Source organism: Pseudomonas fluorescens (genome assembly GCF_900636825.1).
Lineage (GTDB): Bacteria > Pseudomonadota > Gammaproteobacteria > Pseudomonadales > Pseudomonadaceae > Aquipseudomonas > Aquipseudomonas fluorescens_BG.
Genome location: NZ_LR134318.1, coordinates 4,284,825 through 4,300,751, shown reverse-complemented (window position 1 = coordinate 4,300,751; position 15,927 = coordinate 4,284,825). Strand labels below are relative to the sequence as shown.

The 15,927-nt window shown below is 58.5% G+C and carries 17 protein-coding genes; 13 read left to right on the top strand and 4 right to left on the bottom strand.

Features of this window, described 5'->3' with window-relative positions:
* Positions 1 to 434: 434 nt before the first annotated feature.
* The 10 genes from EL257_RS19435 (at position 435) to EL257_RS19390 (ending at position 10,245) form a co-directional block, all read left to right on the top strand.
* Positions 435 to 1,184: an electron transfer flavoprotein subunit beta/FixA family protein gene (locus EL257_RS19435; protein WP_126365357.1), complete on the top strand. Its 750-nt coding sequence runs from the start codon at positions 435 to 437 to the stop codon at positions 1,182 to 1,184.
* The gene (locus EL257_RS19430) at positions 1,185 to 2,114 is read left to right on the top strand and encodes an electron transfer flavoprotein subunit alpha/FixB family protein (protein WP_126365355.1); all 930 of its coding nucleotides are present in this window, start codon (positions 1,185 to 1,187) and stop codon (positions 2,112 to 2,114) included.
* A gap of 80 nt (positions 2,115 to 2,194) precedes the next feature.
* Positions 2,195 to 3,016, top strand: a complete 822-nt coding sequence (locus EL257_RS19425) for a substrate-binding periplasmic protein (protein WP_126365353.1) — start codon at positions 2,195 to 2,197, stop codon at positions 3,014 to 3,016.
* 9 nt (positions 3,017 to 3,025) lie between these two features.
* Complete coding sequence (locus EL257_RS19420; protein WP_126365351.1) at positions 3,026 to 3,382, top strand: DUF4398 domain-containing protein; 357 nt, start codon at positions 3,026 to 3,028, stop codon at positions 3,380 to 3,382.
* A complete protein-coding gene (locus EL257_RS19415) occupies positions 3,379 to 4,191 on the top strand; it encodes an OmpA family protein (RefSeq protein ID WP_126365349.1) in 813 nt (270 codons plus the stop codon). The genes EL257_RS19420 and EL257_RS19415 overlap by 4 nt, the downstream gene beginning before the upstream one ends.
* A gap of 595 nt (positions 4,192 to 4,786) precedes the next feature.
* The gene (locus tag EL257_RS19410; protein WP_126365347.1) at positions 4,787 to 6,226 is read left to right on the top strand and encodes a PLP-dependent aminotransferase family protein; all 1,440 of its coding nucleotides are present in this window, start codon (positions 4,787 to 4,789) and stop codon (positions 6,224 to 6,226) included.
* A gap of 79 nt (positions 6,227 to 6,305) precedes the next feature.
* Positions 6,306 to 6,779 carry a translation initiation factor 2 gene (locus tag EL257_RS19405; RefSeq protein WP_126365345.1) on the top strand — a complete coding sequence of 158 codons (474 nt, stop codon included), beginning with the start codon at positions 6,306 to 6,308 and terminating at the stop codon, positions 6,777 to 6,779.
* Between the two features lie 166 nt (positions 6,780 to 6,945).
* Positions 6,946 to 7,200 (top strand): YkgJ family cysteine cluster protein, encoded by a 255-nt coding sequence (locus EL257_RS19400; protein ID WP_126365343.1) that lies wholly within the window; start codon positions 6,946 to 6,948, stop codon positions 7,198 to 7,200.
* 41 nt (positions 7,201 to 7,241) lie between these two features.
* Positions 7,242 to 7,847 (top strand): START domain-containing protein, encoded by a 606-nt coding sequence (locus EL257_RS19395; RefSeq protein ID WP_126365341.1) that lies wholly within the window; start codon positions 7,242 to 7,244, stop codon positions 7,845 to 7,847.
* 304 nt (positions 7,848 to 8,151) lie between these two features.
* Positions 8,152 to 10,245: an LTA synthase family protein gene (locus EL257_RS19390; RefSeq protein WP_126365339.1), complete on the top strand. Its 2,094-nt coding sequence runs from the start codon at positions 8,152 to 8,154 to the stop codon at positions 10,243 to 10,245.
* A gap of 86 nt (positions 10,246 to 10,331) precedes the next feature.
* Here the strand turns inward: EL257_RS19390 and EL257_RS19385 are convergent, their stop codons facing one another.
* Positions 10,332 to 10,490, bottom strand: a complete 159-nt coding sequence (locus EL257_RS19385; protein WP_169432680.1) for a DUF3309 family protein — start codon at positions 10,488 to 10,490, stop codon at positions 10,332 to 10,334.
* A gap of 324 nt (positions 10,491 to 10,814) precedes the next feature.
* Between EL257_RS19385 and EL257_RS19380 the strand changes: the two genes are divergently transcribed.
* The 3 genes from EL257_RS19380 (at position 10,815) to csrA (ending at position 12,348) form a co-directional block, all read left to right on the top strand.
* On the top strand, positions 10,815 to 11,630 hold the full coding sequence (locus tag EL257_RS19380; RefSeq protein ID WP_126365337.1) for an SDR family oxidoreductase: 816 nt from the start codon (positions 10,815 to 10,817) through the stop codon (positions 11,628 to 11,630).
* Positions 11,631 to 11,693: 63 nt separating this feature from the next.
* Positions 11,694 to 12,026, top strand: a complete 333-nt coding sequence (locus EL257_RS19375; RefSeq protein WP_126365335.1) for a YnfA family protein — start codon at positions 11,694 to 11,696, stop codon at positions 12,024 to 12,026.
* Between the two features lie 136 nt (positions 12,027 to 12,162).
* Positions 12,163 to 12,348 carry a carbon storage regulator CsrA gene (csrA, locus tag EL257_RS19370; protein ID WP_126365333.1) on the top strand — a complete coding sequence of 62 codons (186 nt, stop codon included), beginning with the start codon at positions 12,163 to 12,165 and terminating at the stop codon, positions 12,346 to 12,348.
* 3 nt (positions 12,349 to 12,351) lie between these two features.
* On the opposite strand, the gene EL257_RS19365 is transcribed toward csrA, so the two are convergent.
* The 3 genes from EL257_RS19365 to ngg form a co-directional block, all read right to left on the bottom strand.
* Entirely contained in the window at positions 12,352 to 12,579 is a 228-nt protein-coding gene (locus EL257_RS19365; protein WP_003192759.1) for a YheU family protein, read from the bottom strand.
* A 233-nt stretch (positions 12,580 to 12,812) separates the two neighbouring features.
* On the bottom strand, positions 12,813 to 14,003 hold the full coding sequence (locus tag EL257_RS19360) for an osmoprotectant NAGGN system M42 family peptidase (RefSeq protein ID WP_126368194.1): 1,191 nt from the start codon (positions 14,001 to 14,003) through the stop codon (positions 12,813 to 12,815).
* A 172-nt stretch (positions 14,004 to 14,175) separates the two neighbouring features.
* Entirely contained in the window at positions 14,176 to 15,924 is a 1,749-nt protein-coding gene (gene ngg / locus EL257_RS19355; protein WP_126365331.1) for an N-acetylglutaminylglutamine synthetase, read from the bottom strand.
* Positions 15,925 to 15,927: the final 3 nt, after the last annotated feature.

Sequence of the window (15,927 nt, the reverse complement as noted above, 5' to 3'; positions counted from 1 at the left end):
TCTAGGCGGCGCATTATATCTACACCACTCTCAGCGTCCAATACAAACGTTTGTTTGAATCGGCTCCAGCCCAGAGAAATCAAAGAAGCGCGGCTTATGAATGGTCATTTTGCTGTATTGACCGGAATAGGCGTTCCGGTCAAGATACGGGCGGTTTTGCGCTCGTCGTAGGCAGACTGGCGGTTTGAAGAGCACCTCTAAAGACAGGGCACAGGCACAGGAAGGTGATGCGCAGCGCAGGTCCGGCGCGCATTTTACACAGCGTGAAGGTCCATGACTGTCCGGTCACCCCTGACGAACGGTCGCAGCCTCCGCTCTGTGCAGCCACTTCGCAGCCATGTCGGCGTTTTCAGAGGTGCCCTTTAGCCTGATGAGCATCAACCGCCAGGTACGCCTAGGCGACTTTCTTTTCACCGGAGAGTAACGAGGAATCCATGAAGGTTCTTGTAGCTGTCAAACGCGTTGTGGATTACAACGTCAAGGTCCGCGTCAAGGCGGACAATTCCGGCGTCGACCTCGCCAACGTGAAGATGTCGATGAACCCATTCTGCGAAATCGCCGTGGAAGAAGCCGTACGCCTGAAAGAGAAGGGCGTTGCGACTGAAATCGTCGTCGTCTCCATCGGCCCGACCACCGCTCAGGAGCAGCTGCGTACCGCACTGGCTCTGGGTGCCGACCGTGCCGTCCTCGTCGAATCCGCTGAAGAGCTGACTTCGCTCGCCGTGGCCAAGCTGCTCAAGGCTGTGGTCGACAAGGAACAGCCTCAGCTGGTGATCCTCGGCAAGCAGGCCATCGACAGCGACAACAACCAGACCGGCCAGATGCTCGCTGCACTGAGCGGCTACGGTCAGGGCACGTTCGCTTCGAAAGTCGAAGTCTCCGGCGACAGCGTTGCCGTGACCCGCGAAATCGACGGCGGCGCGCAGACTGTTTCGCTGAAACTGCCAGCCATCGTCACCACCGACCTGCGTTTGAACGAGCCGCGCTACGCGTCCCTGCCAAACATCATGAAAGCCAAGAAGAAGCCTCTCGAAGTGCTGACTCCGGACGCTTTGGGCGTTTCCACCGCCTCCACCAACAAGACCCTGAAAGTCGAAGCGCCGGCTGCACGCAGCGCGGGCATCAAGGTCAAGTCGGTGGCTGAACTGGTTGAAAAACTCAAGAACGAAGCGAAGGTAATCTAAATGACTATCTTGGTTATTGCTGAACACGACAACAAAGTGCTGGCCCCGGCCACACTGAACACCGTGGCTGCTGCTGCCAAAATCGGCGGCGACATTCACGTTCTGGTTGCAGGCCAAGGCGCTGGCGCCGTGGCTGAAGCCGCTGCGAAAATCGCTGGCGTGAGCAAAGTCCTGAACGCTGACAACGCCGCTTACGCGCATCAGCTGCCGGAAAACATTGCTCCACTGGTTGCAGAGCTTGGCGCTGGCTACAGCCACATCCTGGCTGCCGCGACCTCCAACGGCAAAAACATCCTGCCACGCGTTGCCGCGCAGCTGGACGTTGACCAGATCTCCGAGATCATCTCGGTCGAAAGCGCTGACACTTTCAAGCGTCCGATCTACGCCGGTAACGCCATCGCTACCGTGCAATCGACCGCCGCGATCAAAGTGATCACCGTGCGTGCCACCGGTTTCGACCCGGTTGCTGCTGAAGGTGGTTCGGCGGCTGTTGAAGCAGTCGGCGCTGCACACGACGCGGGTACTTCGAGCTTCGTTGGCGAAGAACTGGCCAAGTCCGATCGTCCGGAATTGACCGCTGCCAAGATCGTCGTTTCCGGCGGCCGCGGCATGCAGAACGGCGACAACTTCAAACACCTGTACGCCCTGGCCGACAAGCTGGGCGCTGCGGTGGGTGCTTCGCGCGCCGCCGTCGACGCAGGTTTCGTACCGAACGACATGCAGGTCGGTCAGACCGGCAAGATCGTCGCGCCACAGCTGTACATTGCCGTCGGTATCTCCGGCGCGATCCAGCACTTGGCCGGTATGAAGGACTCCAAAGTGATCGTTGCGATCAACAAGGACGAAGAAGCGCCGATCTTCCAGGTGGCCGATTACGGTCTCGTGGCGGATCTGTTCGAAGCAATCCCTGAGCTGGAGAAGCTGGTCTAATCCGGCTGCTTCACTTATAAAGAGCCCGGCCTGTTGGTCGGGCTTTTTTTTGTCTTGGATTTGAGTAGGAGCGTTCCGCCATGGACCTGCGCTGCAGATGGTTGTTGGGATTGGCCCTGTTGCCAGGTTTGGCCATGGCCACTGGCAAATGCGAGCGCCTGGTCGTTACCGGCAGCCCGGATGCGCCGCCGTATCTTTGGCAGGATCCGCAAAATCCCAAGCAGTTGATCGGCGCCAGTGCCGACCTGTTGCGACAGGTGGCGAAAGATCTCGGCATCAAAGTCGATCTGCTCTACGCCGGCAAACGCTCGCAGGCGCTGGATGAAGTGCGCAGCGGACGCATGGACATGCTCGCCGACGCGCCGCTGACGCTGAATGAGCTGGAAAACTTCGATTTCATTCACCCGCCGCTGCTGGAAAATGACTATCTGGTGTGGACGCGCAAAGGCTCGACTCTGGTCTACGGCGAAGCCGCTGACCTGCACGGGCACCCCGGTGCAGTGTCGGAAAAGTCTCGAATGACTCAGGCATTTATTACTTTCGCTGAGCAGAATCTGACCCTGACCAAGACAGCCAACCTCACTCAAGCCCTGCAGAAACTGCTGCTCGGTGAGGTGGAATTTGTACTCGCCGGACGATACTCGGGGCTCGCCGCCGCGCAGGCGTTGGGTATGGCTGATGACCTGTCGACGTTCGAACAACCCATCGACCGGCCGGGTCTGTTCCTTGCGGTTTCCCATAACTCGGCCTGCAACGATCCGTGGTTGCGCGGACAGCTAGCCAAAAAGATGACAGAATTGCCCGCGTCCGGACTGACGGAAGCTGCACTGCAACGCAACATCGAGCGCTGGAAGGCGCAGCAGCAACAGCCGCAACAACCCGTCAGTGCCCCAAAACAGTAAGGATTCCCAGTGAGTATTCGACCTCTTTTCGCGGCTGTGGCCGTTCTGGCCCTGGCCGGTTGCGCAACCGATCCGGCACCCAGTGAACAGATGCGCCTGACCGAGCAGGCCATCACGCAGGCCAAGGCCGTCGGCGCCACCGCAGATGAAGTGCCGGAAATGAAACTGGCCGAAGCCAAGTACGACCGCGCCAAAGGCAACATGGCGGACGAGTCCTATCGAAATGCGCGCATGCGTGCCGAGCAGGCCGAACTGGATGCTCGTCTGGCCGAAGCCAAAGTGCTGACGCACAAAAGCGAAGAACAATTGAATCTGCTCAACACTCGCATCACCCGTCTGCGCAAGCAACTGGGAGGTGCCCAATGAGCCTCACCTCCAAAGTCATCGGCGGTCTGATCCTGGCCGGTTGCGCCAGCCTTTATGGCTGCGCCGGGCAACACAGTGAATCCGCTTTGCAAGAGGCCGGTGCCGATTTCCAGACAGTCAAAGAAGACTCCAATGTTCTGCGTATCGCCCCGAAAGACGTGATCCGTGCCGGCGAGTCCCTGGCTCGCGCCGATCGCCTGTCGACCTACTGGGGCAGCGGTTCGGACGTGGTGCATTACGCCTACCTCAGCCAGCGTTACAGCGAAATCGCCCGCGAACACACCAATCAGGTACTCAACGAAGAGCGTGCAGCCAAGCTGGAACTGGAGCGGCAGCGTCTGCAACTGGCCCTGCGCGAGTCGAAACTGCTCAGCGTGCAGCAACAGGGCAAATGGCTGGAAGAGCAAATTGTCGCCCTCGCCACGACCCAGACCGACCGTGGTCTGGTCATGACCTTGGGCGATGTGCTGTTCGACACAGGTGAGGCGGAGCTGAAGAACTCGGCCAACCGTGTGGTGCTGAAAATCGTCCAGTTCTTGCAGTTGAACCCGAAACGCGTGGTCCGCATCGAGGGTTATACCGACAGCACCGGCGGCAAGCAGGAAAACCTCAAACTGTCCCGTGACCGTGCACAGTCGGTGGCCAATGTGCTTATGGATCTGGGCATCGATGACAAGCGCATCAAGGTCGAGGGTTATGGCGATGAATACCCGGTGGACGTCAACGCCTCCGAGCGTGGGCGGGCACAGAACCGTCGTGTGGAGATCGTGTTCTCCGACGAAAAAGGCCAACTCGGCGCCCCCCGCTGAATTGCGCCTGCCAACCCGGATTGACGCTCCTCTGTAGGAGCTGGCGAAGCCTGCGATCTTTTGATCTTGATCCTGAAAAAACACAATCAAAAGATCGCAGCCTCGTTGCACTCGTCAGCTCCTACAAGGGATGCAGATACGCGGCGCCCTCTGTAGGAGCTGGCGAAGCCTGCGATCTTTTGATCTTGATCCTGAAAAACACAATCAAAAGATCGCAGTCTCGTTGCACTCGTCAGCTCCTACAAGGGATGCAGATACTGTAGGAGCTGGCGAAGCCTGCGATCTTTTGATCTTGATCCTGAGAAACACAATCAAGAGATCGCAGCCTCGTTGCACTCGTCAGCTCCTACAAGAGATGCAGATACTGCAGGAGCTGGCGAAGCCTGCGATCTTTTGATTTTGACTTGGATCCTGGAAGCAGCCCGGCAATACCGGGCTTTTTTTCGCCTGTCGAACAGCGCACAAATCAGTACAGTCGGTAGCTGACACTGCACTGTATGGTCGAGTATTGTGGTAACTGTCCCAGTACACTTCTAAACTGTTCCGGTATTGTTTCACACAAGAATAAAATGCCCGTGAAATCGAGTGCTGCGTCATGACCAATCTCTTGCTCTACCAACGTATTGCTCAGCAACTGGCCGAAGACATTCGCCGTGGTGTCTATCAACCGGGGGAGCGCGTGCCTTCGGTGCGCAAGATGAGCTCGCAGCTCAATGTCAGCCATGCGACGGTGTTGCAGGCGTACGCCAATCTCGAAGATCAGGGGCTGATCCGCGCACGCCCGCAGTCTGGTTATTACGTGCACCAGACACCGGCGTTGACGGCGCCGACGCCGGACATCGCCAGGGTCGAACGGCCGGGTCTGGTCACGCGCAGCAGTATCATTCAACAGGTACTGGTCGAATCGCGCCGTGAAGGTGTGTTTCCACTCGGAGCAGCGGTGCCCAGCGTTGACTATCTGCCGGTGCGCGCGCTGCATCAGCAGTTGGCGAAAGTGACTCGTTTCCACAGCCCGCGCGCATTCAGTTACATGTTCAGTCCCGGTTTCGAGCCGCTGCGCCGGCAAGTGGCGATTCGCATGCGTGACGCCGGCGTGGTGGTCGATCCATCGGAAGTGGTGATCACCCACGGCTGTGTCGATGCCTTGCAAATGTCCCTGCGTGTGTTGACTCGGCCGGGCGATCTGATCGCCGCTGAATCGCCGACGTACTACGGCCTGCTGCAACTGGCTGATCTGCTCGGCCTGAAAGTCATCGAGATCCCCAGCGATCCCGCCACCGGCATGAGTCTCGAAGCCCTGCAACTGGCTGCCAACCAATGGTCGATCAAGGCTTTGGTGCTGACCACGCGGCTGAGCAATCCGCTGGGTGGCACCATGCCTGAAGAGCGCCAGAAGCAACTGCTGCGCCTGGCCTCGGATTTCGATATTCAAATTGTCGAAGACGATATCTACGGCGAATTGATGTTCGAGCAGGGCCGCACCAAAGCACTCAAAGCCTATGATCGGCTGGATCGGGTGATCTACTGTTCAAGTTTTTCCAAGACCCTGTCACCCGGTGTGCGCATCGGCTGGATGATCCCCGGCAAATACCAGCAGGAAATCCAGCGCCTGCAAACCTTCAGCACTCACTCAGCGTGCAGCGTGACGCAAATGGCGATTGCCGCCTATCTGGAAAACGGCGGATATGACCGGCATTTACGCTACATCCGTCAGGAGTATCGGAAGAACCTCAGCGCCTTCCAGTTGGCGGTGCAACAGCATTTCCCTGAAGGCACGCAAATGACCCGACCCACCGGTGGTTTCATTCTATGGGTCAGCTTGCCGGGAAGGGTGAATACCCAGGAATTGCACATCCGCGCATTGCAACAAGGCATCAGCATCGCACCGGGGCTGATCTTCAGTAATACCGAGCAGTTCAACCACTGCATACGTCTCAATTGTGGCATTCCATGGAATCGCGAAGCGGAGCGGGCATTGATGACGCTGGGCCTGTTGGCCACTCAACTCTGTCAGGAAACGGCAGGCGGATTCTGAACAGATGCCCAGCGGCTGCTTGTCTTGTAACGCTTAACGAGCGAGCATATGGCCCTCTGCCGTTAGTCTCGTTGGGTCCATGAAAGCTATTGTTCCTGCCGTCGGTGTCTTGTTGTGTTTGCTGATGATCGGGCATGCGCCTGCGGTCATGGCAGCCGCCGTGCAGGAAAAACCGGCAGTAACGAGCACGGCCCAAAAGCCCGCGGCCGCGGCGCAAAAGGCCCCGGCAAAAAAAGCCCGAACTCAAAAGACCGTCAAGAAACGCGCGCCCATTGCGTCCAAGTCCAAGTCTGCGCGCGAAGTGGCGAAGACCAAGTTGCCGACGGCCAAGCTCGATCTGAGTCTGCCCAAAGACATGGTTGAAGAGTTGAAACCTGAAGGCACCGTCGAGATGCCGAAACGCGAGCCGATCCTGCCGCAAATGTTCGGTGAGAGAAACAGTGGCTTTCAACTCAACGGCCGTTTGCTCAGCAACGAAATGCAGTTGCAACTGCGCAACGAAGAACGCCACGACGTCGAAGGTGCGGCATTGGAATTCGAATTCAAGCAGTAAAAATCAATCAGCCTGGGACAGCAGATAAGACACTTTGTCGGAGACTGCTCAGTCACATTGGCTAATCGCATAAAACCCCGGTGCAGACAATTTGAAACAGCCGTTTCAGCGGTTACTCTGTTCCGCGTCTCTTTTGGCACATCGCTCCATGCGAGGATTTTCCGTCATGAAATGCCGTGAAGGCTGCGGCGCTTGCTGCATCGCCCCGTCAATCAGTTCACCGATTCCCGGCATGCCCAATGGAAAGCCGGCCGGCGAACGTTGCGTACAACTCTCGGACGAAAACCTGTGCAACATTTTCGGTCGTCCGGAGCGTCCGGCAGTCTGTTCGGGCTTCACCGCCGATGTTGAAACCTGCGGTAGCAGCTCGGAAGAAGCCATCAGACTGATCGGCTGGTGGGAGCAAATGACGGCGGCATGATGTGTCCAATCAACGGAACTTCAACAATAAGGAATAAAACTATGGGTTCGCTGCATCGTATCGCCGTGTTGTGTGGTTTGACCGCTGTGCTGGCGACATCGGTCGCCCGAGCTGAAGACTGGAAAGTTGCCAAGAACGAAGACGGCATCAAGGTCTCCCTGAGTGAAGTGCCGGGTTCGGACTACAAGTCCTATCAGGGCGTCGCGTTGATGAAAACCACCGTCGCCAAACTGCGCGCCTTGCAGGAGGACGTCTCCGGCGCCTGCGCCTGGATTCACGAGTGCAAGAGCCAGAAACTGCTCAAGCATGAAGGCGATCAGAGCTGGACCTACAGCCAGTTCAATACGCCTTGGCCGGTGACCCCGCGTGACTCGGTGATCAAAGTCACCACAGTCGAAGGTGCCGATGGCAGCCTGACCCGCAACCTTGAAGGCGTGCCGAAATACATTCCTGAAGAAAAGGGCTTCGTGCGCGTCGCCGCCGTCAAAGGCTTCTGGAAGTTTGTGCCCAAGGGCGATCAGGTTGAAGTGACCTATCAAGTACACACCGAGCCGGGCGGTAGCGTGCCGGCCATGGTCGCCAACAAGTTCGTGGTTGAAGCTCCGTTCAACACGCTCAAGGCGCTCAAAGAACGCGCCGAGAAGTAATTTCGCGCCGGAAACAGAACGCCCCGATCGAATCGGGGCGTTTTGTTTTGTATCTATATTGTGTTTCCAGATATGCGTTGAACGAAATTTTCACAAAGCGTTCAAGACAATTCGCCCGCGCTGTTTGTCTGCTTGCACGGCTCTAAATGAAAGTGCCCGGCAGTGGCGCAGTAATCAATAGCAATGGTGCGGGTGATCGTGCAACATTTGCGCACCGCGCAAGCCCCGGGGCCTGGAATGGCCAAAAGAGGGCATGGCGCCGCTGTATTTTGCAACTTCAACTTTCAATGGGTCCTAAAACGACATGGCAAACCCGGACGCCCTGAATCAGCAGCGATCTTCTGCTCGCCTGCTGCAACCGACCGTCAAATCGCATCTGGCCTACACGTTACTTTGTGCGCTGGTCATGATGGTGATGTTTTCCGTGCTGCGCCTCGCGCTGCTGGTCTACAACCGCGAGATGATCCTTGATACCCCGGCTGCGACTTTCTTCGAAGCGTTCGCCAATGGCCTGCGTTTCGACCTGCGCCTGGTAGTCTACCTTTGCATTCCGCTGGTGCTGGCGCTGTTCAGTGCCCGCGCCATGGCCGCGCGCGGCTTTTTCCGGTTGTGGCTGACCGTCGCGTCGAGCATCGCACTGTTCCTCGGTCTGATGGAGATGGACTTCTACCGCGAGTTTCACCAGCGCCTCAACGGTCTGGTGTTCCAGTACGTGAAGGAAGACCCGAAAACCGTGGCGAGCATGCTTTGGTACGGTTTCCCGGTCGTGCGTTATCTGCTGGCCTGGGTCGTCGGTACGGTAATTCTGACCCTGGCGTTCAAAGGCGCCGATCGCGCAACGCGGCCACGCGGCCCATTCAGCGGCGGCAGCGTCGGCACCCGTCAGGTAGCGCCGTGGTACACCCGCCTGGCGGTGTTCGTGGTGTGTTTGCTGATTTGCGTAATTGCCGCCCGCGGCACTTTGCGTCAGGGCCCGCCAATGCGTTGGGGGGACGTCTACACCACCGATTCCAACTTCGCCAACCAGCTCGGCCTCAATGGCACGTTGTCGTTGATCGCCGCCGCCAAGGACCGCATGGGCGAAGACCGCGACAACATCTGGAAAGCCACGCTGCCGCAAGAAGAAGCGCAGAAAGTGGTACGCGAGATGCTGGTCATGCCAGACGACAAACTGGTCGACGCCGACATCGCTGCCGTGCGCCGCGACTACACGCCGCCGGCCGACAAGACCCTGCCGATCAAGAACGTCGTCGTGATCCTGATGGAAAGCATGGCCGGTCACTCGGTCGGTGCACTGGGCGCGCCGGGCAACATCACCCCTTACCTGGACAAACTGTCGAAGGAAGGCCTGCTGTTCGACCGCTTCTTCTCCAACGGCACGCACACCCACCAGGGCATGTTCGCGACCATGGCCTGCTTCCCCAATCTGCCGGGTTTCGAATACCTGATGCAGACCCCGGAAGGCAGCCACAAACTGTCCGGTCTGCCGCAGTTGCTCAGCGCGCGTGACTTCGACGACGTCTATGTCTACAACGGTGACTTCGCCTGGGACAACCAGTCGGGGTTCTTCAGCAATCAGGGCATGACCAACTTCGTTGGCCGTAACGACTTCGTCGACCCGGTGTTCTCCGATCCGACCTGGGGCGTGTCCGACCAGGACATGTTCGATCGCGGTCTGATCGAATTGAAGGCGCGGGAAAACGGCAAGCCGTTCTATGCGCTGCTGCAAACCTTGTCCAACCACACCCCATACGCATTGCCGTCGCCATTGCCGGTCGAGCGTGTGACCGACCGTGGCAGCCTCAACGAACACCTGACCGCCATGCGCTACTCCGATTGGGCGCTGGGCCAGTTCTTCGAAAAGGCGCGTAAAGAGCCGTACTTCAAGGAAACGCTGTTCGTCATCGTCGGTGACCACGGATTCGGTAACGAGCGCCAGATTACTGAAATGGACTTGGGTCGATTCAACGTGCCGATGTTGATGATTGCGCCGGGCATGCAGGAGAAATTCGGCACCCGTAACCACACCGTGGGGACGCAGATCGATATCGTGCCGACCATCATGGGGCGTCTCGGCGGCGAAGTACGTCATCAATGCTGGGGCCGTGACTTGCTCAATCTGCCGGAAGGTGACACCGGTTTCGGCGTGATCAAACCGTCGGGCAGCGAGCAGACCACCGCCATCGTCACGGCTGACCAGATTCTGGTGCTGCCGAAAGACAAGGACATGTCGGCAAAAATCTATCAGTACCAATTGGGCGCCACCCCAAGTGCCGAGGTCATTGCTGACGCGCCGCGTACTGCGGAGCTGAAACACAAACTCGAAGCGTTCCTGCAGACGGCGACTAAAAGCCTGATGGACAACACTGCCGGTGTGATTAACGGCAAGCCGGACTAAACACTGCAAAGGCAAAGTCCACCGATAAAAAAGCGATAAAAAAAGAGGCCCTGAAAAGGGCCTCTTTTTTTTTGCCGGTTAAATGGTTATATCCGGCCAAGTAGCAACAGCACCAACAACACGACCAGCACTACGCCGATGATGCCCGACGGGCCATAACCCCAACTTCTGGAGTGCGGGAAGACCGGCAGACCACCGATCAGCAACAGGATCAGGATGATGATAAGAATTGTGCCCATGTCGATTTCCTTGTTGAGAGAGTTGCGAAAAGTCTTGCGTTCAAGGGGCGACTGGAGACTAAGTAATTCCAGGCGGCTTATTGTTTCCGACTGTTGCAGGTGACAAAAAATTCAATGTTTTTTTAAGGTATTTGGATTAGTTGCTTATTTCCTTTGCAGCGTAAAGATCGCAGCCTCGTTGCACTCGATAGCTGCTACATGAATCCATCTAGGAGCTGCCGCAGGCTGCGATCTTTTGGCCTTGCATTCAGCAACTTGATGGAGCGTGGGCGCACAGAGAACCTTCGCTACACTCGGCGCATCTTCCTCGGAACAACAAGGTTCTCTGCTATGCAAAACCGCATGATGATCACTGGCGCGGGCTCGGGCCTGGGTCGCGAAATCGCGCTGCGCTGGGCGCGCGAAGGCTGGAAACTGGCGTTATCCGACGTCAGCGAGCCCGGCCTGCAGGAAACCTTGAAGCTCGTTCGCGAGGCCGGCGGCGACGGTTTCATCCAGCGCTGTGACGTGCGTGACTACAGCCAGCTCACTGCGTTTGCCCAGGCCTGCGAAGAGAAGCTGGGCGGCATCGACGTCATCGTCAACAACGCCGGCGTGGCCTCGGGCGGATTCTTCAACGAACTGTCGCTGGAAGACTGGGACTGGCAGATCGCGATCAACCTGATGGGTGTGGTCAAGGGTTGCAAGGCGTTCCTGCCGCTGCTCGAACAGAGCAAGGGCAAGATCATCAACATCGCGTCAATGGCGGCTTTGATGCAAGGGCCAGCGATGAGCAACTACAACGTCGCCAAGGCCGGCGTTGTGGCGTTGTCGGAAAGTCTGCTGATCGAGTTGGCGCAACAGGAGGTCGGCGTCCACGTGGTCTGCCCATCGTTCTTCCAGACCAACTTGCTCGACTCTTTCCGCGGCCCGACACCAGCAATGAAAGCACAGGTCGGCAAGTTGCTGGAAAGCTCGCCGATCACCGCGGCCGATATCGCCGACTATATCTATCAGCAAGTCGCTGCCGGGGAGTTCATGATTCTGCCCCACGAACAAGGGCGCATGGCCTGGGCCATCAAGCAGAAGAATCCGCAACTGCTTTACAACGAGATGACCACCATGGCCGACAAAATGCGCGCCAAGGCCAAACAAAACAACGGCTGATCTTGCCCGCCCAGTGTCACATCGTTAGGGTGGCCGCAATGGCCACCCTGTCGAGACACGTGAATGCTCAATTACCTGTGGTTCTTCCTCGCGGCGCTGTTTGAAATCGCCGGTTGCTTTGCTTTTTTCATGTGGCTGCGCCAAGGCAAAAGTGCATTGTGGGTGATCCCTGCGCTGCTCAGTCTGACGTTGTTCGCGCTGCTGCTGACCCGTGTCGAAGCCAACTACGCCGGTCGGGCGTATGCGGCGTATGGCGGGATTTATATCGTGGCTTCAATCGGCTGGCTGATGGTGGTCGAGCGCGTACGCCCATTGGGTTCGGACTGGCTCGGTGTGGCGTTGTGCGTGATCGGCGCCAGCGTGATTCTGTTCGGGCCACGGTTTTCCGCTGCCTGAACCGTGGTGTGTGGGAAACGTCTTACGGCTTGGCGTTAACCAGTCTGTAAGGCAAGACTGATTTGCTCGCCATGCATTGAAGAGCCGCCGCAAGCCGCGCATCTTCAGGGTTCGTAAACCCTGAAGGACGAAACCCATGCTAGTACTCAGCCGTGTTGTCGGTGAGTTGATTTCCATCGGCGATGACATAACCTTGCGCGTTCTGTCGGTGAACGGTTCCAGCGTGCGCTTCGGCGTCGAGGCGCCACAGCACGTCAACGTGCATCGCTCCGAAGTCTATGACCGGATCAAGCGCAAGCAGGCGATCGAAAAGGTCCGCTGAGGCTTAATCAAACAGATGCTTGGGCACATCGTGCTTGAGCATCAACTGACATTGCTCGCTTTCCGGGTCGAAAACGATCAGCGCCTGACCTTTCGTCAACGCCTGACGCACGCGCAGTACGCGGGTTTCCAGCGGCGTGTCGTCGCCATTGTCGGTGCCGTCACGGGTGACGAAATCCTCGATAAGGCGGGTGAGGGTATCGACTTCAAGAGCGTCGTAAGGGATGAGCATGGGCACCTCGGTCAAATCAATGGCGGGATGCTACGGCGATTGCGGTTAGCCTGCCAGTTTTGTGGTGCCTGTTCTGGCCAAATCGCCAGCAGGGCTGGCTCCCACAGTGAAAAGCATTTCCCTGTGAGAGCTGGCGGCTCCCACATTTGAAAAGCATCTGCTCCTACATTTGAAAGCGTCCCCCTGTGGGAGCTAGCCCTGCTAGCGATGGGAGTTTTCCCGACAACGCTGACTTAGCTGTCGGAACGATGCCCGACCAGGCTGTCCACCGGCGGTACCCGCGTTTCGCTTTCCATCTGTGTGTCATGTTCGATCTGATGACTGAAGCGGTCCAGCGAAGCATTCGCCGGCGCCGCGTCGCTGGCGAATACGGGCGGGCTGAGGATGTACGCGCCAAGCAGGCGGCTGAGCGCAGCGAGGCTGTCGATGTGAGTCCGTTCGTAGCCATGGGTCGCGTCGCAGCCGAAGGCGAGCAGGGCGGTACGAATGTCGTGGCCCGCCGTTACCGCCGAATGTGCATCGCTGAAGTAATAGCGAAACATATCGCGACGCACCGGCAACTCGTTTTCACTGGCCAGACGCAGCAGATGCCGCGACAGGTGATAGTCATACGGCCCGCCGGAATCCTGCATCGCCACGCTTACCGCGTGTTCGCTCGAGTGTTGCCCCGGTGCCACTGGCGCAATGTCGATACCGACAAACTCGCTGACGTCCCACGGCAATGCCGCCGCCGCGCCGCTGCCGGTTTCTTCGGTGATGGTGAACAGCGGGTGACAGTCGATCATGAGTTCCTGACCGCTGTCGATGATGGCCTTCAGCGCGGCAAGCAATGCCGCTACACCGGCCTTGTCATCAAGATGGCGCGCGCTGATATGGCCGCTTTCGGTGAACTCCGGCAACGGGTCGAACGCCACCACGTCGCCGACGCTGATGCCCAACGAGTCGCAATCGGCGCGGGTCGCGCAGTAGGCGTCGAGTCGCAGCTCGACATGATCCCAACTGATCGGCATCTCATCCACCTGCGTATTGAACGCATGCCCGGAAGCCATCAACGGCAGCACGCTACCGCGAATCACGCCGGTGTCGGTAAACAGGCTGACACGGCTGCCCTCGGCAAAACGACTCGACCAGCAGCCCACCGGCGCGAGGGTCAGGCGACCGTTGTCTTTGATCGCGCGTACGGCGGCGCCGATGGTATCGAGGTGCGCCGAAACCGCACGGTCAGGGCTGTTTTTCTTGCCTTTGAGCGTGGCGCGAATGGTGCCGCGCCGGGTCATTTCGAAAGGGATGCCCAACTCCTCGAGACGCTCGGCGACATAGCGCACGATGGTGTCGGTGAAGCCCGTAGGGCTGGGGATGGCGAGCATTTCCAGCAGGACTTTTTGCAGGTAGTTAAGATCCGGTTCAGGGATTTGTGTGGTCATGGTCATGGAAACTCCTGATGGGTTGAGCACATCGATGGTTTCGATGAGAGAGGGATTTGTGGCGCCTGATCGGTCCTCATCGCTGGCAAGCCAGCTCCCACATTGTTGTGTATACCGCCGGAACTTTGGGAGCTGGCTTGCCAGCGATGGCGTCAGTGCAGCCACCAGGTAATCAAGAGACCGCCGGCTGACTGTGCGGAAACAGCAAATCGACAAAGCGCTCCGCCGTCGGTTGCGGTTCGTGATTGGCCAATCCGGCCCGTTCGTTGGCTTCGATGAATACGTACTCGGGCTGATCTGCCGCAGGCATCATCAAGTCCAGGCCAACCATCGGGATATCCAGCGCCCGCGCTGCCCGCACCGCCGCGTCGACCAGCGTCGGATGGAGAATGTCCGTCACGTCTTCCAGCGTACCGCCGGTGTGCAGATTGGCAGTCCGACGCACGAACAGATGCTCACCTGCCGGCAGAATGCTGTCGTAGTCGTAACCGGCCGCCTGCAAGGTGCGCTCGGTTTCGTGATCCAGCGGGATCTTGCTTTCGCCGCTGGTGGCCGCCTGGCGACGACGGCTCTGCGCCTCGATCAGCGCACCAATGGAATGCTGGCCATCGCCGACCACTTCAGCTGGCTTGCGAATGGCGGCTGCGACCACTTCAAAACCGATCACCACGATGCGCAGATCGAGCCCTTCGTGAAAGCTCTCGAGCAGCACGCGGCTGTCAAATTGCCTGGCGCTTTCGATGGCCTGCTGCACTTCTTCGATGGTGCGCAAGTCCACCGCCACGCCTTGACCTTGTTCGCCATCGAGCGGCTTGACTACCACCCTTTGGTGCTCGTCGAGAAAGGCCAGGTTGTCGTCGGCGTTGCCGGCCAATTGCTGCGATGGCAGCTTCAGGCCAGCGGCTTTGAGCACCTTGTGCGTCAGACTTTTGTCCTGACACAAGGTCATGCTGATGGCGCTGGTCAGGTCACTCAGCGACTCACGGCATCGCACGCGACGCCCGCCATGGCTGAGGGTGAACAGCCCGGCATCGGCATCGTCCACCTGCACATCGATGCCGCGTCGGTGCGCTTCTTCGACGATAATCCGCGCGTAAGGATTGAACTGCGCCTCCGGACCCGGGCCAAGAAACAGCGGCTGGTTGATGCCGTTCTTGCGCTTGATCGCGAAGGTCGGCAAGTTGCGGAAACCCAGCTTGGCGTAGAGATTTTTCGCCTGACGATTGTCGTGCAGAACCGACAGATCCAGATAAGCCAGACCGCGACTCATGAAGTGCTCGACCAGATGCCGCACCAGCACTTCGCCGACACCGGGGCGCGAGCAGTGCGGATCCACCGCCAGGCACCACAGACTGCTGCCGTGTTCGGGATCGTTGAACGCGTTCTGATGATTCAGGCCCATGACGCTGCCAATCACCGCACCGCTGTCCTCATCTTCCGCGAGCCAATACACCGGCCCGCCCTGATGATGTGGCGTGAGCAATGCCGGGTCGATCGGCAACATGCCGCGCGCCTGGTACAACCGGTTGATGCCTTGCCAGTCCGTGTCGCTCTGTGCACGGCGAATGCGGAAGCCGCGAAAGACACGAGTAGCCTGACGATAATCGCTAAACCACAACCGCAGAGTATCGGACGGGTCGAGAAACAGCTGGGTCGGCTCCAGGCCGAGAATCTGCTGGGGTGCGGCGACATACAAGGCAATGTCGCGCTCGCCGGGCTGCTCGTTAAGCAGTTCATGCGCCAGCGAGGCGGGATCGGGGAACGTGTGGCCAATCAGCAGACGGCCCCAGCCGCAATGCACGGCAATCGGAGCGGAGGGAGGCTCGCTGCCGTCTTCGGCCAAGCGCGCCTGTAGACGTTCATACGACGGGGCCTGACCACGCAGCAGGCGTTGGTTGATGGACGTGGCATGGGGTTTCATCAA